Annotated in this window: 17 protein-coding genes; 6 read left to right on the forward strand and 11 right to left on the reverse strand. The window is 56.8% G+C overall.

All coding sequences use genetic code 11. The features are described from left to right. Positions 1–143: 143 nt before the first annotated feature. From OZY47_RS01840 to OZY47_RS01860, 5 genes are all read right to left on the reverse strand, one after another. Entirely contained in the window at positions 144–2,327 is a 2,184-nt protein-coding gene (locus OZY47_RS01840; RefSeq protein ID WP_277178251.1) for a BspA family leucine-rich repeat surface protein, read from the reverse strand. 1,033 nt (positions 2,328–3,360) lie between these two features. Then, positions 3,361–3,486: a hypothetical protein gene (locus OZY47_RS01845; RefSeq protein WP_277178252.1), complete on the reverse strand. Its 126-nt coding sequence runs from the start codon at positions 3,484–3,486 to the stop codon at positions 3,361–3,363. A 173-nt stretch (positions 3,487–3,659) separates the two neighbouring features. Then, entirely contained in the window at positions 3,660–3,944 is a 285-nt protein-coding gene (locus tag OZY47_RS01850) for a hypothetical protein (protein WP_277178253.1), read from the reverse strand. After that, positions 3,935–4,297 (reverse strand): hypothetical protein, encoded by a 363-nt coding sequence (locus OZY47_RS01855; RefSeq protein WP_277178254.1) that lies wholly within the window; start codon positions 4,295–4,297, stop codon positions 3,935–3,937. Before OZY47_RS01855 ends, OZY47_RS01850 begins: the two co-directional genes overlap by 10 nt. Before the next feature lie 573 nt (positions 4,298–4,870). Then, a complete protein-coding gene (locus OZY47_RS01860) occupies positions 4,871–6,676 on the reverse strand; it encodes a BspA family leucine-rich repeat surface protein (RefSeq protein WP_277178255.1) in 1,806 nt (601 codons plus the stop codon). A gap of 804 nt (positions 6,677–7,480) precedes the next feature. Here OZY47_RS01860 and pepN point away from each other — a divergent pair. The 3 genes from pepN to OZY47_RS01875 all read left to right on the forward strand — a co-directional run bounded on the left by pepN (position 7,481) and on the right by OZY47_RS01875 (position 12,584). Further along, positions 7,481–10,090 (forward strand): aminopeptidase N, encoded by a 2,610-nt coding sequence (gene pepN / locus OZY47_RS01865; protein ID WP_277178256.1) that lies wholly within the window; start codon positions 7,481–7,483, stop codon positions 10,088–10,090. A 416-nt stretch (positions 10,091–10,506) separates the two neighbouring features. Beyond that, positions 10,507–11,895 (forward strand): phosphoglucosamine mutase, encoded by a 1,389-nt coding sequence (gene glmM / locus OZY47_RS01870; RefSeq protein WP_277178257.1) that lies wholly within the window; start codon positions 10,507–10,509, stop codon positions 11,893–11,895. Beyond that, the gene (locus tag OZY47_RS01875) at positions 11,895–12,584 is read left to right on the forward strand and encodes a peptide deformylase (protein ID WP_277178258.1); all 690 of its coding nucleotides are present in this window, start codon (positions 11,895–11,897) and stop codon (positions 12,582–12,584) included. Before glmM ends, OZY47_RS01875 begins: the two co-directional genes overlap by 1 nt. Before the next feature lie 171 nt (positions 12,585–12,755). Here OZY47_RS01875 and OZY47_RS01880 read toward each other — a convergent pair whose 3' ends face one another. Further along, positions 12,756–13,634: a LuxR C-terminal-related transcriptional regulator gene (locus tag OZY47_RS01880; protein WP_277178259.1), complete on the reverse strand. Its 879-nt coding sequence runs from the start codon at positions 13,632–13,634 to the stop codon at positions 12,756–12,758. Positions 13,635–14,095: 461 nt separating this feature from the next. Here OZY47_RS01880 and OZY47_RS01885 point away from each other — a divergent pair, with 461 nt between their 5' ends. Then, positions 14,096–15,475 (forward strand): NAD-dependent succinate-semialdehyde dehydrogenase, encoded by a 1,380-nt coding sequence (locus tag OZY47_RS01885; RefSeq protein ID WP_277178260.1) that lies wholly within the window; start codon positions 14,096–14,098, stop codon positions 15,473–15,475. A gap of 80 nt (positions 15,476–15,555) precedes the next feature. Here the strand turns inward: OZY47_RS01885 and OZY47_RS01890 are convergent, their stop codons facing one another. Together OZY47_RS01890 and OZY47_RS01895 are read right to left on the reverse strand one after the other, a co-directional pair. Further along, a complete protein-coding gene (locus tag OZY47_RS01890) occupies positions 15,556–15,987 on the reverse strand; it encodes a hypothetical protein (protein ID WP_277178261.1) in 432 nt (143 codons plus the stop codon). Then, the gene (locus tag OZY47_RS01895) at positions 15,984–16,196 is read right to left on the reverse strand and encodes a hypothetical protein (RefSeq protein ID WP_277178262.1); all 213 of its coding nucleotides are present in this window, start codon (positions 16,194–16,196) and stop codon (positions 15,984–15,986) included. Before OZY47_RS01895 ends, OZY47_RS01890 begins: the two co-directional genes overlap by 4 nt. A gap of 426 nt (positions 16,197–16,622) precedes the next feature. Between OZY47_RS01895 and OZY47_RS01900 the strand changes: the two genes are divergently transcribed. Beyond that, a complete protein-coding gene (locus OZY47_RS01900; RefSeq protein WP_277178263.1) occupies positions 16,623–17,741 on the forward strand; it encodes a Zn-dependent alcohol dehydrogenase in 1,119 nt (372 codons plus the stop codon). A 144-nt stretch (positions 17,742–17,885) separates the two neighbouring features. On the opposite strand, the gene OZY47_RS01905 is transcribed toward OZY47_RS01900, so the two are convergent. The 3 genes from OZY47_RS01905 to OZY47_RS01915 form a co-directional block, all read right to left on the reverse strand. Beyond that, positions 17,886–19,223: an AAA family ATPase gene (locus OZY47_RS01905; RefSeq protein WP_277178264.1), complete on the reverse strand. Its 1,338-nt coding sequence runs from the start codon at positions 19,221–19,223 to the stop codon at positions 17,886–17,888. Positions 19,224–19,603: 380 nt separating this feature from the next. After that, positions 19,604–19,804 carry a DUF3427 domain-containing protein gene (locus OZY47_RS01910; protein ID WP_348519397.1) on the reverse strand — a complete coding sequence of 67 codons (201 nt, stop codon included), beginning with the start codon at positions 19,802–19,804 and terminating at the stop codon, positions 19,604–19,606. Beyond that, positions 19,798–20,049 carry a hypothetical protein gene (locus OZY47_RS01915; RefSeq protein WP_277178265.1) on the reverse strand — a complete coding sequence of 84 codons (252 nt, stop codon included), beginning with the start codon at positions 20,047–20,049 and terminating at the stop codon, positions 19,798–19,800. The genes OZY47_RS01910 and OZY47_RS01915 overlap by 7 nt, the downstream gene beginning before the upstream one ends. Before the next feature lie 230 nt (positions 20,050–20,279). On the opposite strand from OZY47_RS01915, the gene dcm reads away from it, so the two are divergent. Further along, positions 20,280–21,563 carry a DNA (cytosine-5-)-methyltransferase gene (gene dcm, locus OZY47_RS01920; protein WP_277178266.1) on the forward strand — a complete coding sequence of 428 codons (1,284 nt, stop codon included), beginning with the start codon at positions 20,280–20,282 and terminating at the stop codon, positions 21,561–21,563. The last annotated feature ends 45 nt before the right edge of the window (positions 21,564–21,608 follow it).

A 21,608-nucleotide genomic window follows, 5' to 3' on the forward strand; every position in this document is an offset into this window, starting at 1 on the left:
GCCGGCACCATGCTGACGTGAAAGCCGGCATGGCGGGATGATCCGGCGGTGACCGTGCCGCCGGATTTTTCATGTCTGAAAGCCGTTGCGGACTTGTGGCGTGGTGGGTTGGAGTGTTGTGGTGCGGCTTTGCGGCGTGGTGGTTACTTGGTGTGGCGGGGGCTGTGGACTGTGTGCTTGGCGGTGTGGTGGAGTTTGGTGTGCGATGGAGCTGTGGAGGGTGACGGGGGAGTGGTTCGTGTTGCCATGGTGTGGCGGTTCGCGGCGTGGTGATGATTACTGGTGGTGAAGCCGTGGGGGATTGGTGTGGTGTGGCCGTTGGTGGTGACCAGGCGGAGGCTGTGGTTGCGGCGGTTGCGCAGGGTGGTGGTGGCTCCGATGAGCATTACCGCTGTGAGGATGAGCAGGAGCTTGGACCACAGTTGGTTCGCTCCGCCGGTCAATGGGATGGCGGTGATGGGGTCAGTGATTTTCTTGGTGAATGTCTCGCTGGTGTTGATGCCGTCGCTGAGCGTGTATTGGACTTTCTTGGCGCCGGTGACGGCGAGGGGCTTGGTGGCGCTGAAATGCCCTCCGGGGCCGGCGGTAACGGTGAGTGTTGTGGTGGTGCCGCCTCCGTCGGGCCAACTGATCGGGTTACCGGTGTTGTCGAGCCAGCTGATGGTGATGGTGTCGCTCGGCTCGATTATGGCCTGCGACCGGTCGGAGCTCATGGCGACGCCGCCCGTGCTGTCGCCCGTGGCGTACACGTCGGTGACGGCGGGTGCGACCATGTCGGCGTTACCCTCCTTGCCGTTCGACCAGAGGCCGGTGGGACCGCCGGCATCCTTGACCTGCGCGGTCACGGTCACCTTCGTGCCCGCGCCTTTCAGGTCGGCGGCCTCGATGCTCGCCAGACTGGCCGCGTCGGTCAGGTCGGCTGTCCAGTCGCCGCCGTCGATGGTGGCGACCACGTCCTTGTGCTGTTCCATGCCTGTCGCGTCGGTCCAGGTGTAGCGCACGGGGATGGTGTCGTCGTGGCGCAGAAGGTCGGCGGTGCCGGTGGCCCTGATGCTTCTGGATCCGCCGCCGAGGTCGTGCGGCCAGGTCACGTCGGTGACGTCGGGGACGGGTATGGGATTCCATTGTGGAGTGACGGTCAGCAACCCGTCCTGGGTGAGGGTGTCGCCGGGGATGTAGGCGTTGCTGTCGGTGTCGATCCAGTTGAGGCGCCGGGTCGCCGATCCGGTCAGCCCGGTGTCTCCGGCGATGGTGCAGGTGCCGGTGCCGTCCCAGTCGAGGCAGGGGCGGGGGTAGTCGCCCACGGTTCCGTCGTCGTGGTTGTACTGGATGCTTCGTTTGGCGTTGCCGAACCAGGTGGGCTTGGTCACCGAATACACTCCCGCGGGCGGGGCGTTCGATTGGAAGTGGCGCAGGCTATAGGTGACGGAGCCGTCGGGGAATGTCGCCGATTGCTCCGCGCCCTCCACGTAGACGGTCTGATAGGAGCTGGTGGGGAACGCGCCCTCCTGCACCGCCGACGCCAGCGTGGCGGTGCCCGCGCCCAGGCGCAGGCGCTTGAGATGCGTGTAGCCAAATATGCCCGACGCGTCGGTCACGTTGCTGGTGTCCCATCCGCTCAGATCGAGGCTGGTGATCGAGGAGCCTCGGAACATGTTGTGCATGTTGGTCACTTTGCTGGTGTTCCATCCGCTTAGGTTGAGGCTGGTGATCGAGGTGCCTATGAACATGCCGCGCATGTAGGTCACGTTTCTGGTGTCCCAGCCACTCATGTCGAGGCTGGTGAGCGATCCGTCTTCCTGGAACATGCAGAACGTGTTGGTGATGTTGCGTGTATCCCAACCGCTGAGGTTTACTGAGACCAGCGCCGAGCAGTCGCTGAACATATACACTACGTCCTGCAGGTTTCTTGTGTCCCAGGTATGGAGATCGATATTCTCCAGTGCATTGCAGTAGTTGAATAGGCGTTGCATGCTGGATATGCCCGAGACATTCAAATCAGGCGCCGAAAAGGACTTCAGCGCACTCATACCGTAGAACCAGTAGTACATTGAGTCTACTCCGCTTTTGAGTTGCAGCGAATTGCTGATGGTCAGCGAAGTGACTTTGGTTTGGTAGCCGTTTTCCTGCCAAGGAAGATACCCGTAACCGTAGTTCTGGCTGAGGGAGCCGCCGGCGACGGTCATGTTGCAGTCGCCGTCGATGGTCCAGTCGATGTGGTCGGCTGAGGAGCCGCCGTGCGCGCTGCCCTGCCATGTCGCCGTCGTCGGCGTGCACGCGCTCTGCGGGCCGACCTGCTGTTCGGCCGGGTCCGCCTGGTGAATCAAGGACGGGGTCTTGCCGGCCTGGAGTTTTCCGGAAGGCTGTATGGACGAGGTTTTGTGGATTGAGCCCGAACGTGTGTCTTGACGATTGGAACGTGTGGAACCACGGGAATCTGAAGGTGTGGAGCGGTGCCGCTTCGAATCGGTTTTGTGATCGGAACTTGGCTTTACGGACGGACGTGACGAGTTGTCATGTTTCAATAATGACGACAGTGACGGTAAGGAAATTGGTGAGAGGTGATTGGTTTTGGTTGGTGAGTTGTGATAAGAATTGGTCGTTAGGACTGCGGGGGGGGGGCGATCTCGGTGCTTTTTTGGTTGTCTACATTCGATAGGTTGCCAGTACAGGGCGCGAGCATCGCCGCGCACGCGAGGACGGACACCACCACGTTCAACATCGGATAACCCCTTCAAGACACCATTACCGGCCCTGCGGCCACGCCTGCGGGCGCAACCCAAAAGGGGCCGCGCGCGGACGTATCGCATTGCCGAAGATGTGACAATAATATAACGTCCGAGTGACCACAGTCTAATTAATCTTGCGTTTGAGTGATGATTCGTCGGACGAAACCGCCGAATCCTGCCGATTCGTATGACCTAAGAACCTGTGTCCGCGTGTCGTTTCAACCCATTCGTTCGGCGTATTTTGGACCTATAACCCGAGGGTTTTCATACTATCTGATAAAAGTAAAAAGCCCGGGAAGTCCGGGCTTTGCTGGCTCGTGGCAACGGTGTTGCTCGCGATCGCGCCAAAGGTAAGTCCGCCCTTGGCCGCGGCGATCCTGCTGATCTGCTTGTTGTACGCGATTCGCAGAATAATTCTATGATAATTGTGCCGCCGGATTTTTCGTTTGCGTCATATTTAGCCTGTTGAGGTTGTGTCGGAGGCTTGTATATGGTGAAATTTTTCGTTTGCGTCATATTTGGGTCGCTGGCGGAAACTTGAGCCTCATACGAAACAAATCGAACATGGACTAGGAATGGTCGCTTTGTCGGCGAAGTCCAACGAGACGAAGCGTCGATGGTCTGCGCCCACTCAGCCTTGCGGCGCCCACTGCCAGGCCGGCACGACCTCGATCTCGCGGTCGGCGAGTCCGGTCTCCAAGCGTCCCCTCTCGCGCAGGGTGATGATGGTTCCCTTGAGGTCCGGCATGCGTTCCATTGCAGCCAGGCAGATTTTAGGGTTTGCGCCATAAAAGGGCCGCTGCTAGGTTCTCATCGGCTTAAATATGGCGGTAAAAATTATTTCTGCCATATTTGGGCCGCTGACTCACGCTCAGTGGCTGATTTATGGCGGAACTTAACAACGGCGGCATGTTGGGGGGGTGATGCCGATTATTTCGCCGTGCTCACGTAGACCTTGTGGCTGCGGGGGAACTCGCGCTTGAACGCCTGCTTGATGGCGTGCCTGCACTCGTGCGCGCTCTTCGCCTCGGCGCCGAAGGCCGTGCACTCGTCGCGGTAGCCCTGCTCGCGCAACACCAGGCCATCCGAACCGTGTTCGAGGCTCAACGAGCGGTCCTTCTTCGCGGTCAGGAACGTGATCTTGCGGTACTGCGACTTCGCCGGCGTCGCGCCCTCCATCATGCTCAGCGCCTGCTTGACGGGAATCAGTCGCATAGCCCGGCCTCCTTCAGGTCGTGCTCGAGCAGGCGCGTGAACTCGTCTTTCTGCAGGGTCTGCGAGATGAAGAGCACCGTCGCGCTCTCGCCGTCGACGCAGAACGCGACGCGCGCGGAACCGGTGCGCCCCAGGTTGACGCGGAACTCATAGACACAGCGCCCGCCGACACGTGAGGAGACGGCCCGCTTCACCTTCGACATCCCCGTCTCCATCTGCGTGGCGAGGGCCGCCTCGATGCGGGACTTGATCGCCCGCTCGTCGTCGCGATGCTTCTTGAAGAACTGCTTGCACCCCGACCGCTCATACTCCACGTTCACCACATCACGACCTGACTTGTTTCCCAAACTCATTTTCAGCATAAATCGTGTTGCGACATTTCAGGTGTTGCCGCCAGTATTCTGGCCCATAACCCAGCGTTGTCGGTTGACTTTGATGATTGATATTTTTACAATGTAAATGAATGCCCCGGTAAGTCACTCATGCGAAACATCATGAAACTCCGGGGTTCCTCATTTTCAAGTTTTAGGGTTGTAGGTCAGACTTGGGTTTACAGCCAACTTTTGGCTATAGCTCAGCCTTCTTAATTGCCTTCATTGGCATGTTGGGTATTCGTCGTGTTTACTGGCTAAAAACTTGCTCGGGCCATCAACTGTAGCCAACGGCCCGTGCAAATCAGCCATGAATTAAGGAGGCAATGGTAAAACGCCCTATCGGTGAAGATCAACGGGACGAAAAGTTGTAAACACTCAGACTTTAACCCGAAGTGGACGACTCCACCGACACAATGAACATATCACAATCTGCCAGAAACTCGCAATCAATATCAATACGTCTTGTTATTCGTCAAAGCATTCATTGGCAATCCGAAGATTTACATTGCATTTCAGGTTAATTGCCGTTTGGCGCCGTCACCACAGGTAGCTTTAGCGGCTCTGGGACTTCCGCTGGCTGCGTTCACAAGCGATGACGCTGAAGAGAATCCCCGCCACTAATGCGGCCAGCCATTTCGCTATGGTCTGCCAGTCTCCGCCTGTGAGTGGCAACTTGGTAACTGCATTGAGGCGCGCTAGGTATCCACGAGTTATATAGGTGCCTTCAGGGTTGCTGGATCCTGCCCGTGTAATGAGAGCGTTGGTACCACCAATCGTTCCAATGACGGTGGAGTTTTCCAAGCCTGAAGTCTGGACCCATGCTAGCGAAGTGGGAACGGAATGGAAAGTATCGGCTGGAAGTTGGGTATGTGGACCGAGTTTTAACGCTTGCAGTCCAGCTGGCAACATATTTATTGTTGCAGTCGCATTATGAATGTCCCAGCCGGTAATGTCGAGAGTGGTGATATTGGGCTGATATCCAAACATGGAACAGACATTTTGCGTGGAAGTGGTGTCTAGTGTGGCTACGTCGACTGTTTTTAGTTTTGGTAAGCGAGATTGATTGAAAAAGCCGAACGCGTTGAGGAGTTTGACCCGAGGGTCACCTGGCGTGCCGGCATGATGACGAACTACAAGCTTTGTAACATTCTCCCCATTTTTCCACGGTATGTTAGTGCTGGCGTCTCCGCCTCCTTCGTCTGGACCTACTCCGCTTTCCAGCTCAAGGACGCAGCCAACCATGTCATCGTCGGTGTGTTCGTTCCAGCGAAGGCTATTGCCGCCCTGTGTCCACCAATGGCGACCAGTTTGGGCGCATGGAAGTCCGGATCCGATATACATGTTTTCAAGATTGGCTGCGGCCGGTATGTCAAGCCCGGGATTACCAAGGGTCTTGAGATTGCTTGCACTACAGAACATGTAACCCATGTCGGCTACCCGGGAGGTGTCCCAGTTCGACAGGTCAAGTGCGGGAATCCCGCAGTCTTGGAACATGCTACGTGTGCTTGTGACTTGGCCGGTATGCCATTGGTCGAGGCCGTCTATCTTGGCGAGGACGGGGTCGTTCCAGAACATGGCCCAGAAGTCTGTGGCGTCGTTGGTGTTGAGGTTGGTTACATCCGCTTCGGTGAGATTCGGTAGAGAACCGAACAGGGCGCGTCCACCGGTGTGGGACAGCTTGACTCCCGTGTTCACCTCAATCTTGGTGATGTTGTCATTGGTCCAAGGGACACCGGTGTTAGTGGGGCCGTTACTTGGATTCTCTGGCACAATACCACTTTCCAGTGTGAGGATGCATGTGGCTCCGTCGGTGTGTTCGTTCCATTTGAGAGTGTTGGTGCCGCTAACCCACCGATGGCGTCCGGTTTTGTCTTTGCATGGTAGGCTTGTCGCTCCCGTGAACATGTGGTCCACGTCGGCTGTGGCAGGTATGTCGAGTCCAGGGTTGCCAAGGGTCTTGAGTCCGCTCGCATTGTAGAACATGTAACCCATGTCAGCTACTTGGGAGGTGTCCCAGTTCGACAGGTCAAGGCTGAGAACTCCTGAGCTGTCGAACATGCTACGTGTGCTTGTGACTTGGCCGGTATGCCATTGGTCGAGGCCGTCGATTTTGGTGAGGACGGGGTCGTTCCAGAATATGGCCCAGAGGTCTTTGGCGTTACTGGTGTCGAGGTTGGACACGTCTGCTTCGGTGAGGTTTGGCAGACAACTGAATAGGGCGCGTCCGCCGGTGTTGGATAGCCTTACTCCCGCGTTAACTGTGATTTTGGTGATGCTGTCATTGGACCAAGGGACATTGGTGCTGGTAGTGCTGTTACTCGGATTCTCTGGTACCGTTCCCGACAGGAGTGTCAGCACGCAGCCGGTGGAATCGGGGGTTTCGGTCCATGTCAGTGGGTCAACGGCACTCGGGGTATCAGGCCATTGGTGTGTGCCGGGATTGGTGCAAGTGCCATCCTGTGGTCCTACGGTACTGGGTGTCGTGGGTTCGGAATCAGGTTGTTTGGGCTCGGATGTCGTGGTAGGGGATTGGTCGGGAGAGAGCGTGGAGTGGTGTTCTGAGGGCTGCTCAGTGTCTGGCGCTGTGGGATTTTGTGTCGGTGTCGGTGTCGGTGTCGGTGTCGGTGTCTGGGGAGGGGTGGAATCTGTGGAGCTTGAGGAGCTTTCGGTATATCCTGAGGGCTGCGAGTCGCCCAATTCTACTGCATTGGCGCTGGGCGCAAGGGCAAAGCAAAGTGAGAGTGTGCAGAGCGAAACTGCTACTTTGCGCGTAAATCCCCCGTGCCGCATCGTCGTCCTTTTTCTCCAGACCGGTAAGCTGGCTCTAATTGTCTGACATATTGCTTTAAATCATATCGTTTCATGAGTACAAAAGTATGCCTTTTATTTACGGAAAATATGAAATATTTGATGGTGATAATTGACAGGCGTAAAAGAGTTAACGGGAATGTTTTACAGGCTTTGTTTCGCATCTGTCGGTTTTCGCGCTTGCTTTGACTTTGACCGAACCGTATCAAATATCCGACTTATTCGCCGCGCTCAATTGCCATGTGCGCTGTCGGCGTGGTGCTGACGTGCCCCGTTGCCATAATGGAGGTTATCTCTTGATTCCGCGGCGCAAGCTGTCGCCGCCGTATGCACGAAATGAATAAAAGGAGCGAAATGCCAGGAGCGAATCTCACCCGCGTGGAAGCCGAGGAGCGCAAGTCGGTCATCACCGGGCCGGTCAGCTATCATGTCGATTTGGATCTGACGAAGGGGTCGAAGAACTTCCCGTCGGTCGCGACGATCACTTTCGACGCCAAGCCCGGCGCCTCGAGCTTCGCCGACCTCATTGCCGACGAGGTGAGCGAGATTGAGCTCAACGGCGAGAGCCTCGACCCGGCGAAATACTTCGTCGACAACCGCGTCGAGCTGCCGAACCTCCAGGCGCACAACACGCTGAAGGTCGTCTCCTCCTGCCAATACTCGACCACCGGCGAGGGTCTGCACCGCAGCGTCGACCCCTCCGATGGCAATATCTATCTGTATTCCCAGTTCGAGGTGCCGGACGCCCGCCGCGTCTACGCCGTGTTCGACCAGCCCGACATCAAGGCCACGTTCGATTTCGAGGTCACCGCGCCCGAATCCTGGATCGTCACCTCGAACATGCCGATTAAGTCGACCGAAGACCTCGACGAAATGGCGGCCGAGGGCACTTTGGGAACCCACCCTGCCGAGACCACCAAGCGCTGGGTCTTCGAGACGACCCCGAAGATGAGCTCCTACCTCACCGCCATCTGCGCCGGTCCGTACGCCGAATGGCACACCGACTACGCCAACGAGGACGGCCGCACCGTCACCATGGCGCAGTATTGCCGCCAGTCGCTTAAGGACGACTTCGCCAAGGACGTCGACTACCTCTTCGACATCACCAAGAAGGGCTTCGCCTTCTACGCCAAGACCTGGGGCGTGCCCTATCCCTACGCCAAGTACGACCAGATCTACGTGCCCGAATACAACGCCGGCGCGATGGAGAACATCGGCATGGTCACCATCCGCGATTCCTACGTCTTCGGCTCCAAGGTCACCGACGCGCTGGCCGAGCGCCGCGTGGTCACCGTGCTCCATGAGCTTGCCCACATGTGGTTCGGCGACCTGGTGACGATGAAGTGGTGGAATGACCTGTGGCTCAACGAATCGTTCGCCGAGTTCATGTCGAGTCTGTCGACCGCCGAAGCCACGGAATGGAAGGATTCCTGGGCCACGTTCACCTCCGGCGAGAAAAGCTGGGCCTTGAACCAGGACCAGCTGCCGACCACCCACCCCATCACCGCGCCGATCAACGACTTGCATGACACCGAAGTGAACTTCGACGGCATCACCTACGCCAAGGGCGGCTCCGTCTTGAAGCAGCTCGTGGCCTACGTTGGGCGCGACAAGTTCTTCAAGGGCATCAACAGCTACTTGAACAAGCACCAGTACGACAATGCCACGCTGAACGACCTGCTGGTGGAGCTCGAGGCGGCGAGCGGCCGCGACCTCAAGACCTGGAGCAAGCAGTGGCTCGAGGAAGCCGGCATCAATATGATTTCCGCTTCCATCGAGGAAGCCGGCGACGGCACCATCAAGTCGCTGACATTGACGCAAACCGCGCCGGCCGAGCACCCCGTGCTGCGTGCGCACCGCATGGCCATCGGTTTCTACAACCGTGACGCCGCCACCGGCAAGGTCACCCGCGTCGACCAGATCGAGTTCGACGTCACTGGCGAGACCACCGTGGCCACCGAGGCCGCGGGCAAGAAGCGCCCCGATTTCATCCTGCTCAACGACGACGACCTGACCTACACCAAGCTGCGCTTCGACGACAAGTCGCGCGAATTCGCCGCCGAGCACCTCTTCGAGTTCGACGACGCTCTGGCCCGCGCCGTGGTGTGGCTGGCCTTCTGGGACATGACCCGCGACGCCGAGTTCCCGGCCGAGCGCTTCGTTGACCTGAGCCTCAAGATGCTCTCCACCGAGCACGAGTCCACCACGTTCCGTTACGCGCTGAACACCCTGAAGACCACCGCGACGCATTATGTCGCGCCCGCGCGCCGCGAGGCCGTCGCCAAGCATGTGGCCGAAGGGCTGTGGGACCTGGCCAACGCGGCCGAGGCCGGCAGCGACGAGCAGTTCCAGCTGGTCAGCGCCTACCTGGGCTACGGCGAGCAGGGCGACGCTCCGTTCATCTCCAACGTCAAGGGACTGCTCTCCGGCGCGCTCAAGCTCAAGGGCCTCGAGATCGACAACAACATGCGTTGGGCGCTCGTCAAGGCGCTCGCCGCCGTCGGCGAGATGGGCGACGCCGCCATCGACGCGGAGCTCAAGGCCAACGACACCACCGGTAACCGCGAGTTCGCCTACGGCGCCCGCGCCTCCGTGCCGACCGCCGAGGCCAAGGCCTGGGCATGGGACGCCTCGATCCACGACCTCAGCCTCACCAACTCGCAGCTTGACGCCGCCGCGTTCGGCTTCTCGTCGAACCTCGAGGGCAAGCTGGCCGAGCCCTACGCCGCGAAGTACTTCGACACCGTCGACTGGATTTGGGAGAACCGCACCTTCCATATGGCCGAGACGCTGCTCAACGACCTCTACCCGTCCAACGCCGACCCGGCCGAGCTGGTGAAGCTGGGCGACACGTGGCTCAATGCGCACCAGGACGCCGCCCGTGCCCTGCGCAACATCGTGATCGGCAACGTCGAGTCCTCCCGCCGCGCCCTCAAGGTCAGCGCCTACAACGCCAGCCTGTAAAGGCTGGTTGGCCTAACTGCTGGTAGGTTTCTGACAGGTTCTGAGCGATAAAGGGGGTTGGCGTTCGTCGTCAACCCCCTTTGCGCAATCATGATGAGCCACACCCTTGCAATCTGTCGTTGCAAGAAATCTATAAATCTTGCCACGACAGATTGCAAGATTTACCTAAATCTTGTATAGCTACGTTGCAAGAAATAGGTGTTTCTTGTATAGCTACTATGCAGGATAATGGTTTTTATAGGCATTAAATATATGAATACTATATGTTTGTCTAGTTATTGAATGAACTCCATCTGGAAATTCGCGTCGGCCAAATGCGTTGAAATGGGGCAGTGTTGGGCGCGGGGCTGCGTTCGTGAATGCCGCTGAGTAAGATTGGGCGTAGTAACATTCATGCAAACGGAGGCTCTATTAGCATGCCCAATATGTTTGGAACAGACGGTGTTCGCGGACTGGCGAACAGGGATTTGACCGCGAAGCTGGCGCTTGACCTGGGCGACGCCGCGGTGCGTGTGCTGGGCGATTCCTCCGGGACGCAGAGCGAGCATCGCGAGGGCCGTCGCCGCGCGCTGATCGGCCGCGACACCCGAGTTTCCGGAGATTTCCTCGCCTCCGCGCTCGCCGCTGGCATGAGCGCCGGCGGGTTCGACGTCATTGACGCGGGCATCATCCCGACCCCCGGCGTGGCCTACCTGACCAGCGTGCTCAACGTCGAGATGGGCGCCGTGATTTCCGCCTCACACAACCCCATGCCCGACAACGGCATCAAGTTCTTCGCGCGCGGCGGCTTCAAGCTGCCCGACACCAAGGAAGACGAGATCGAGGCTGTGCTCGGCCAGGATTGGGACCGCCCGACCGGCGCAGGTGTCGGCCGCGTGAGCCACGACACCAGCACCGCCACCAATATGTACATCGACCACTTGGTCTCCACCATCGCGCCGATCGCGCCCGACAAGACCCAGCCCAAGCCACTCAAGGGCCTGAAGATCGTGGCCGACTGCGCTAACGGCGCCACTTCGGTGGTTGCACCCGAGGCGTTGCGTCGCGCCGGGGCCGAGGTATTGGTGATCAACGCCTCGCCCGACGGCTACAACATCAACAAGAAGGCCGGCTCCACCCACCCCGAGCAGCTGCAGGCCATGGTCAAGGCCTCCGGAGCCGCGCTGGGGGTGGCGTTCGACGGCGACGCCGACCGCTGCCTGGCGGTGGACGAGGACGGCAACATGGTCAACGGCGACCAGGTGATGGGCATCCTCGCCCGCGCCAAGAAGCGTGAGGGCAAGCTCAACCACGACACGCTCGTGGTCACCGTGATGAGCAACCTCGGCCTGAAGCTGGCGCTCAAAGACATGGGTATCGCCACGGTGCAGACCAACGTCGGCGACCGCTACGTGCTCGAGGAAATGCTCAAGGGCGATTATTCGCTCGGTGGCGAGCAGTCCGGCCACGTCATCAACCGCGAGTTCGCCACCACCGGTGACGGCACTCTCACCGCGCTGACGCTGTGCAACGAGGTCGTCAAGTCCGGCAAATCGTTGAAGGAGCTGGCCGCCGACTTCCCGCAGCTGCCGCAGCAGCTTATCAACGTGCCCAAGGTCGACAAGAAGGCCGCGCCCACCAACGCCAAGGTGCAGGACGCCGTGGCGCGCGAGGAGAAGCTGCTCGGCACGACCGGCCGCGTTTTGCTGCGTCCGAGCGGTACCGAGCCGCTGGTTCGTGTGATGGTTGAGGCGGAGACGCAGCAGCAGGCCGATGAGGTCTGCCAGCGTCTGGCCTCCGTGGTCGCCGAGGAGCTGGCGATCTGATGTTCGGTCACAGCAACACGAAAGTTGACACCGAGCTCAACCGCGCCGTTGAGAAGCTCATCAAAACCGGCGGCAAGGAGCAGATTCTGCCCATCGTGCAGATGGGGGAGCCGGTGCTGCGCCAGGACGCCGCGCCCTACGACGGCCAGCTCAGCAAGAAGACGCTGCACAAGCTCATCGAGACCATGCGCGTCACCATGCTCGAGGCTCCCGGCGTCGGCTTGGCAGGGCCGCAGATCGGCCTAGGGCTGCGCATCGCGGTGGTCGAGGACCATGTGCGCATTGACGGCGAGGATGAAAGCGATGCGATCGACGACAACAACGACCCCCGTGAGATCGCCGAGTTCCCGTTCCACGCCATCATCAACCCCACGTATGAGCCGATTGGCACCGAACAGCGCAGCTTCTACGAGGGCTGCCTGAGTTTCGCCGGATACCAGGCCGTGCGCCGTCGTTGGCTCGACATCACCGCCCGCTGGCAGGACGAGGACGGCAAGAAGCATGAGGAACACCTGCATGGCTGGCCCGCGCGTATCTTCCAGCACGAGACGGACCATCTGAGCGGCGAGGTCTACATCGACCAGGCCGAGATTCGCTCCCTCTCCACCGACGAGAACCTCGAGGACTATTGGTGCGAGGACCCGGTGCCCACGGTCGCCGCGAAGGAGCTTGGTTTTAAGCTCGCGTGAGCCGAGATTAACTGGAATTGATGGTTGCTTCAGATTCCCCATTTGGAATTTCCGGGGTTTCGGCTGCTTGGTAAGCGCAGAACGATTATGTTCGTTGCTATTTCGCGAGGTTGTGGATTATAAGACCATGGCCTCATGCCGTTTCGTCTAGTGCTTGCATCTTCTAGTGTTTCATCCCGTTCCATAGAGCTGCTTGCGGTACAGGGTTTCGGCCTGCTCCCAGGTTTCTGCGTGGAGCTTGAGCCTGATGGAATGGCGGTGCGAATAAACCGTGCTATTGGAGAGCTCGAGTTCTTTGGCGATTTCGGTGGGAGTCTTGTCAGCGAGGCTCATGGTCATGATTCGTTTTTCACTGGGGGAGAGCGGAACCGTACGTAATGTGGTTCGTTTTAGATTGACGCGTTGTGGCCCCTGGCTTCTGAAGTCGCGTCTTAACACGGGAACAGGTTCTCCGTCGTCGGGCATTGCTCCGCTTTTCGGCAAGGTGATGGCGACTTCGTTGTCGGCTGCCGTCGAATTCGGGAGGTTTCTTGCCACCTGCGATTCGGCGGGCACGGCCCTGAGGCGCTGCAAGTAGTTGCTTCTGTGGGAGGTAGAATGCCTTCTGGTGTTCGCCGGCGGTGGCGCCGGACTGCGTTTGGCCTGCAGCGTCCTGTCTTGGTAGATGGTGTGCAGGGCTTTGGTAAGTTCCTGCCGAATGTTGGATTTGTCGGCCACGGTGTAGAAATCCTCCGGGTCCTCCAGGAACTTCAAGGTGGGTTCGACGTGCATGGACATGCCGATGATGGCGATCTCGGGGTTGCTTTCCTTGATGTCCTCGGCGATTTCGCGCAGACGCATGTCGAGCAGCACCACGTCGGTGGGGTGCGTGCCGAACTGGCAGTTGTGCAGCGCCTTCTGCGGTTTGGTCGTTTGCCAAATGTCAAGCCTGCAACCGTTGAGATTTTGCAAGTGCTGCACAAGGCTGCTGACGTAGTGCATGGCGCACGGGTCCTCGTCGACCACGCCGATACGGAATGTTGTCCGTTGTGTTGAAGTGTAATTTTTCATGGCACAATTTTATAAAAAAGCAACATATTATAGCGAGTCATATTCGTAAAGTTGAGGATTTCTTTAATAATTTGTCTAATTAAAGGTCAAATAATTTGACATTTCACGTCGTTTTGTTAGTGGATATTGTTGACATTTACTCAAATAAAATGTTCTTTTTGATGTTTGTTTCCGCTGAATAATTCACTTTTTCTGACATTTTCGAGACACTTAAACTTGTTGATGTCCCATACAAATGGCAACTAGACGTAACCCAAAAATGTCCAATATTTTTTCTTGACTGAAGGCAAACTTGCCAAAATTGCCATGAATGACGTCCAAAGTAGCTAAAACAGGCCTGATTTGTCCATTTTCATGTCATTGCTCCGATGTGATATTTTAGACTGATTTAATTCGCTGAACGCCCGGATTTCGCGAGGTTTCGGGCGTATCATTGATTGGATTACGAGGAGGTAATAACAATGACATATCAAACCATCAATCCATATACCAACGAGCTGATCAAGACCTATCCGTTCGCCACCGACGACGAGCTTGAGGCGACGCTCAACAAGGCGCACCAGGCGTTCGAGAACGCGAAGAAGCAGCCGATTGCCGAGCGTGGCAAGATTCTGCACGCCGTCGCGGCCAACATCCGCAAGCATGGCGACGAGCTGGTGCGGATGTGCTCCACCGAGATGGGCAAGAAGGTCGGCGAGGCCAAGGGCGAGCTCGAGATCACCGCGATGATCGCCGATTGGTATGCGGACAACGCCGAGGAGCTGCTCAAACCGACTCCGGTCAAGACCTCGTTCCCGGGCGAGGCCGAGGTGCTACACCAGGCGATGGGCATCGTGATGGCCGTCGAGCCGTGGAATGCGCCGTTCTACCAGGTCATGCGTCCGTTCGCGCCGGCCTTCATGCTCGGCAACACCATGATTCTGAAGCACGCCTCCAACACCCCCGGCACGGCCCAAATGCTGTGCGACGTCATCAACGAGGCCGGGGTGCCCGAAGGCTCGCTGACCAACATGTTCCTTACCTATGACCAGGTCAACAAGGCCATCAACGACCCGCGCGTGCGTGGCGTCACCCTCACCGGTTCCGCGTCCGCCGGCGCTATCGTCGCCGCTGAGGCCGGCAAGGCCATCAAACCCAGCACCCTGGAGCTCGGCGGCATGGACCCGTTCGTCGTGCTCGCCGACGCGAACATGGACGACGTCAACAAGGTGGCCCCCGACGCCCGTCTGCAGAACGCCGGCCAGATTTGCATCGCCGCGAAGCGCTTTATCGTCATGGACAGCGTCTACGACGAGTTCATGGACTCGCTGATCGACTACTTCAGCAAGGTGAAGCCTGGCGACCCGCTCGACCCGAGCACCACGTTCGCCCCGCTTTGCACCAAGGCAGCCAAGGAGAAGGTGCTTGGCCAGATTGACGAGGCCATCAAGGCCGGCGCCACCGTCGCCTATCAGTATCCCGAAATTGACCTGCCGGGCCAGTTCGTCCGCCCGATCATCCTCACCGACGTCAAGCCCGGCAACCCGGCCTACGACAACGAGATTTTCGGCCCGGTCGCCCTTGTTTTCAAGGTGCACAGCGAGGAGGAGGCCATCGAGCTCGCCAACGACAGCCCCTACGGCCTCGGTGGATCCGTCTGGTCGGCCGATCCGGACCACGGCGCTCGCGTCGCCGCCCAGATCGACACCGGCTCGGTCTATGTCAACAACACCACCAGCAGCATGCCCGAGCTGCCGTTCGGCGGCGTGAAGACCTCCGGCTATGGCAATGAGTTGGGGCGCGACGGACTGCTCGTCTTCAGCGCCGAGAAGCTGGTGATGAAGTCCGCGCGCTCGCTGTAAGGCGTGTGGTCGCGGCTCTCATGATTACGGCTCTCATTGGCTAGCTGCAAAGTCTTGCGCCATCCAGTGAGGGCCGCTGCCTATTCCTTGACAAGCTGCCCGGCTCGCTGATACGAGATGCCCAGGGCTTGACCGATTTGCCTCAGCGTGAGGCCGATCTGGTGAAGTCCCCGGGCGGCTTTCCGGGATTCCCTCGCCGCCGCGGCGTTGGCTTCTTTCGACTGCTCGCGGTAGCGTTTCATCGCCTCCAGATGCGCCTCGACCTCCTCGGGGAACTTCATCTCCTGCGTCAACACGAAGTCGTAGTCGCCGGTGATGATCTCGATGAGGTCGCGGGCCATGGTGTCTACCTCGCTGAGCGTACGGGCCTGGGTGATGGCAACATCTCCGAGGGAGGGGATGGTCAGCACCCAGTATTTCTCGCCGGGCTGCACAACGACGTGGTAGCTCGCTTGGTGCACGGTTGGCTTGCCGTAGGCGTCGATGCCTCTGGGATTCTTCCTCAGTCTCATTTCATCCAATCCTTTCCGAGTTTCTGCGCGACTTCCTTCTTGATCTGCCAGACGATCGGCTGCTCGATTTCGTTGTGCCGAGGAATCGGAATCGTCTCGCCATCCAGGTAGAAAATCTCGTGGTTGCCTCCCTGTCGACTGTAAAATTCCAGCCCCTGCCTCTTTGCCTGTTCGCGTATCTTTTTGATAAGCCACTTGCGTTGTACCATATAGTAAACCCCAGTCTAGACAGAAAATGAAAGCCCGCACTTGACAAACTGAGCGGGCGAGCATTTTCAGGTAACCTTTCTCGCTTTTTCTTTGTCTTGTATTCGCAGACTAGAGGAGATTTTGTTTGTGGCGAGTGATTTTCGGTTACTGTGGTCGAACGGTTGGGGTTATCCACATTTCGGCGTGTCGTGGCGAAGTTATCCACAGCGCTGTGTCGATGAGAAGTTTGAGTCGATGTAGTTGAAATGTTAGATTAACGAACAATTGATAACAGATAACTTACAAATCAACGTGAGTATCCGTTCGTTTCCATGTAAGGAAACGTTTGATTTTTGATGGACACGCGACGTTCCGTGATTGCTTGTGCAACGCCAACGCCTTTTGTAATGTGATGTACGTCACGTTAATAATAGACAAAAGGAGCAATGATGCCGCAAAAGATTAAGGCTTCAATCGCGTATGGAGTCGGCAAGGGATTCTCGCAGCCTGAGGAGATTGTTATCGACGACCCCATCGGCGCCGAGGTGCTGGTGGACGTTCAGGCGTCCGGCCTGTGCCATTCCGATCTGCATTTGGTGGAGGACGACGATCAGTTCTTCCCGTTCCCGGCCGTCATCGGCCATGAGGTCGCCGGCATCGTCGAGGCCGTCGGCCCGGAAGTTCAGGGCATCAAGGTGGGCGACCACGTCGTCGCCTCGCTCGAACAGGTGTGCGGCCATTGCGCCAACTGCCTCAACGGCCATCCGCAGTCCTGCTCGCAGCAGCAGGAGTGCGTGCGCAAGCCCGGTGAGAAGCCGCGTCTGTCCTTCCCGGACGGCCGTCCGATCACCCAGGCCTTCGGCACCGGCGGTTTCGCCGAGAAGGCGCTGATTCATGAGAATCAGCTTGCCGTGGTCAACAACGAGGTGAAGTGGGACGAGGCCGCCTGCATCGGCTGCGCCACCATCACCGGCGCCGGCGCCGCGATCAACACCGCGCACGTCCGTCCTGGCGATACCGTCGCCGTCGTCGGCACGGGCGGCATCGGCCTGAACATCATCTCCGGCGCGCGCATCTGCGGTGCCAAGAAGATCATCGCCATCGATCTGCTCGACAACAAGCTCGAGTTCGCGAAGAAGTTCGGCGCCACCGACGTCATCAACTCCAAGAACGAGGACCCTGTCGCCAAGGTACGCGAGCTCACCAACGGCGGCGTTGACGAGGCGTTCGAGGCCATCGGCTTCGAGTCCACGATGAAGCAGTGCTGGGATATGCTCGGCGTTGACGGCACCGCGTACTGCATCGGCCTTGCCAAGCCCGACGCGACCATTAACCTCGAGATCAACCCGGCCGACCTGCTGGTTCACCAGCGTGGTTTCAAGGGCGTCTGGATGGGTTCGACCAACATCAAGCACGACATCCCGATGTACGCCGACCTCGCCGTCGACGGCCGCCTGAACATGCACGACATCGTCACTCAGCACATCAACCTGAGCCAGATTGATGAGGCCTATGTCCAGCTGAAGAAGGGCGAAGTCATCCGCTCCGTCATCACTGAGTTCTGATGTAAGCGAGCGGTAATCCTACCGCTTTGCCGTAAGTTGTGCCGGAATAACACAGGCGCAACTTACAGTTTAAGGTCCAGGCCAACTCCTCAACGTCGATGAGTTGGCCTCAACTGTCTTGTGATAATGCCGATTAAAATCCTATTAGCCGAGCCGGTTGGAGCCGTCACTCGTGATGAACATGGTCATATACCAGGGTATGTCCGCGATGACTTTCCGTTCGGTTGCATATTCGACTGAAGTGTTGCCGCCGCAAAGCACCAGAGCCTTTGGCAGACTCCACTCCTTTTCTGACATGAGCTTATCGAGGGCGGCGTGGGTGGTGTAGTTCTTGCCTGATTTGGCTTCGATCGGCAAGACCCCGTCATCGCATTGCAGAAGGAAATCGATTTCGCCGATTCGGGCTTTGTCGTAATAATATAAATCGAAGCCGTGCGCGGTAAGTTCCTGGGCGATGAAATTTTCCAGAAAACTGCCCCAGTTGACGCTCAGGTCTCCTGTGAGGATTTTTTGTTGTGCCGCGCCCAAGCTTGAGGCCGCGAGCAAGCCTACGTCGCACAGGAACACTTTCATTAGATTATGCTGCTCGTTGATTTTCAGCGGTGTCACCGGTTGCGTCACGTTGCGGCACGGCAAAGCCACCCCTGCGTCCGCAAGCCACATGAAATCGCTGGCGTATCGTTGCATTCGCGCGCTTTTGGCGATGTCGGACAGGAAGAATCGCTTGTTCTTCTTATCAAGCTGCGAGGGGATCTGGTCGAAGATGGATTGGACGTGTGTGACGTTACCAGCGTATTTCGCGATGTCCTGACGATAGAGCTTGAGGATTCCCGTTTGTATGTCGCGTACCGCACGCAGGTCATGGGTGCTGACGAATGTCTCCACCGCGTCCGGCATCCCGCCAACGCACATATAGTAGCGGAACAGTTTCATAAAACGATCGTGAATGACCGAGGGGGTGGCGAGGAGGTTGGCGTAATTTTCCCTTACGGAGCGAATGACGGATTCCTGAATACCATTCGCCCAGAGAAATTCCTGCAAGGTCAGCGGATACATCGTTATCTGCTGTTCATAGCCGACAGGATATGACGGGACTTGTTTGTAGGAGACGCCGAGCATCGATCCTGATTCGATGTAGTCGAATCTTCCGTCCTCCACTAGAAACTTGATCGCGGTGCGTGCACGCGGGCATTCCTGTATTTCGTCGAGAAAAATGAGGGTGCGTCCCGGTTTCAAAGGCTTATTCGCATACACGGATAGATTCGCGATGATGGTGTCGGCGTCGAGATCGCCGTCGAAAGCCGATATGGCGCTTGGGGTCGAGACGAAGTTGATTTCCAAGACCGTGTCGTAATGCGTTTTGGCGAACTGACGAATCAGATAGGTTTTGCCGACCTGCCGAGCGCCATCGATAAGTAGTGCGCGATGATGCGGATTGCTGTGCCATTGTTCAATTTGTGTTTCTACGAATCGTTGGAGCATCGGGCCTCACATCCTTTCTTGCGACGTTTTAAGCATCATTTTATACTTCCTCTGCGACGTTTTAGAAACAAAAATAATACATTTTGCGACATTTTTCGTATTGTAAATTTTATCTTTTATGATTTTCTTGAGTGGATTCGATACAAAAGCGAGGTGTACTGGTTCCTGCTCTAGTTCGTCGTCAAGATTTAGCGATAACTTCCGGTTTGGTTATGCACTTTCGTTTTTCAGTTTTTAATCGTCTGTTTGCCGGTTTTTGTGCGCCCCTTCGATTTGGGATTCGAGGAGGAATGTTCTGTGTGATGGCGTTCGACGGAGCGGACTCAATTTGATATTTTCCGTTTTCCAATGGTTTTGGATGTATTTGAAATATTTGACGCCTATAAAGCCGATTTACCGGTCAGATGTCTGAACAGCTCGGGGTCAACGGGCTTGTTCAGGTGCAAAGTTGAGATGACGACGTTCAATTCTTTTCCGTTGTCATCAAGATTGTGATCAGGGTGTACGCCACTGATCGAAATAACATTGCCAACATAGTAATAGGTCTTCTCTTTCTTGGATTCGTTCGTATTTATTAGGATTCAGCTTTCACGGTTTGTTCGATATTGAAATTGTGATTCCCGGTGACAATTTCAATAAGGTCATGTGCCATCGTGTCGACTTCATCGAGTGTGCGGGCTTGGGTGAAACCAATTTCGTCCAATGCGGGAATTCTGATGAACCAATATTGTCCATCTGGCTCCACGGTGATGCGGTAGTTCTTTTTGCGTAACGGTTTGTTCTCGCCGGGGTTCAGGTCTTTGTGGTTATCGATGGTTTTCTTCATTAATTAGTTCGTTCCTTTCTAGGGTAAACGTTCATTGTTGGGCTGTCGTCAAATTTAATGAAAGGAGTAATTTTTATTATATCCGCACATAACTAATTCTTGTGATGTAAAAGTTGGCCCTCGCTGATTCGGAGTGTCGGGCCTGTCTCTGGGTAAAGTTGATCTTTTGCCGGGATTGTTATATAATCACAGGCATATAGTAGAACAAATGTTCGGATCGAAAGGGTGCCATGGCCAAGGAAATTAAGGTCGCCGAGATGTTCGCGGGTGTCGGTGGATTCAGGCTTGGGCTTGATGGTTATGACGACCCGGAACATAAGGAATTTCAACTTGACCCGGCGGGGCCTTTCAAGACCATTTGGGCCAACCAATGGGAGCCTATGGGCTCACCCGCAAAGCAATTCGCTTGGCGATGCTATGAGCATCGCTTTGGTGAGGGAAGCTGCATCAATGAAGACATTACTAAGGTACTCGACGAAGTAGAGGCGGGAAATCGTAAGATACCTGATTTCGATATGCTTGTTGGCGGATTTCCTTGCCAGGATTATTCCGTGGCCAGAACGCTCTCTCAAGCGGGTGGCATCGAGGGTAAGAAAGGTGTCCTTTGGTGGCAGATTCGGCGCATGCTGCAACTAAAGCACCCCAAATACGTTCTTTTGGAGAATGTTGACCGGCTTTTGAAGTCTCCGGCGTCGCAGCGTGGGCGGGACTTTGCAATCATCCTTTCATGCTTTACCGCTCTTGGTTATTCGGTCGAGTGGCGAGTCATCAACGCTGCCGATTATGGCATGCCGCAAAAGCGCCGCCGTACCTATATCTATGCCGAAGCGCTCGACGAAAAATGGGATTTGCAATCTCGGATTTCAACTTCGGGTGTGATGCGCAGGGCGTTCCCGATTACCGCTGACGATGATTTGCAATTCGATGAGAGGACCATTTCGGAGGATACGCTCGAAGTTAGCGAGCATTTTGGTGTTGGTGACAAGATATCGTTCTTCGAAAACGCTGGTGCCATGCAAGATGACCGTGTCGTGACTTGCAAGGTTCAACCTGACTTCCATGGTCACCGGACAACGCTGAGGGAAATTTTGGTTCCCGATAAGGAAGTTCCTGAAAGCTACTACATTGATTCTGGCTCCATCGCCAAGTGGCAATATCTCAAGGGTGCCAAGCATGAGGAACGGGTCACGTCCAAAGGTTTCAAATACAATTATTCCGAAGGCTCGATGGGCTTTCCGGATGATTTGGACAAGCCTTCCAGGACGATTCTTACCAGTGAAGGCGGTTCTGGGCCAAGCCGCATGAAGCATGTGGTGATGGCTGAAAACGGAAGCCTGAGGCGCTTGGTCCCTGATGAGCTCGACCAACTGCAGATGTTCCCCAAAGGCTGGACCAATGACGGTATGAGTGACGGCCACCGTGCCTTCTGTATGGGCAACGCCCTGGTCGTCGGAATCCCTCATCGGATTGGGCAGGTGATTGCAGAGGATATAGAACAAATAAAAGGAGAGTAACTAAAACTGCTACTTAGTTCGTCTCGACTGCCTATTAACTTTTAA

It is taken from the genome of Bifidobacterium sp. ESL0790 (assembly GCF_029395435.1).
Taxonomy (GTDB): Bacteria; Actinomycetota; Actinomycetes; order Actinomycetales; family Bifidobacteriaceae; genus Bifidobacterium.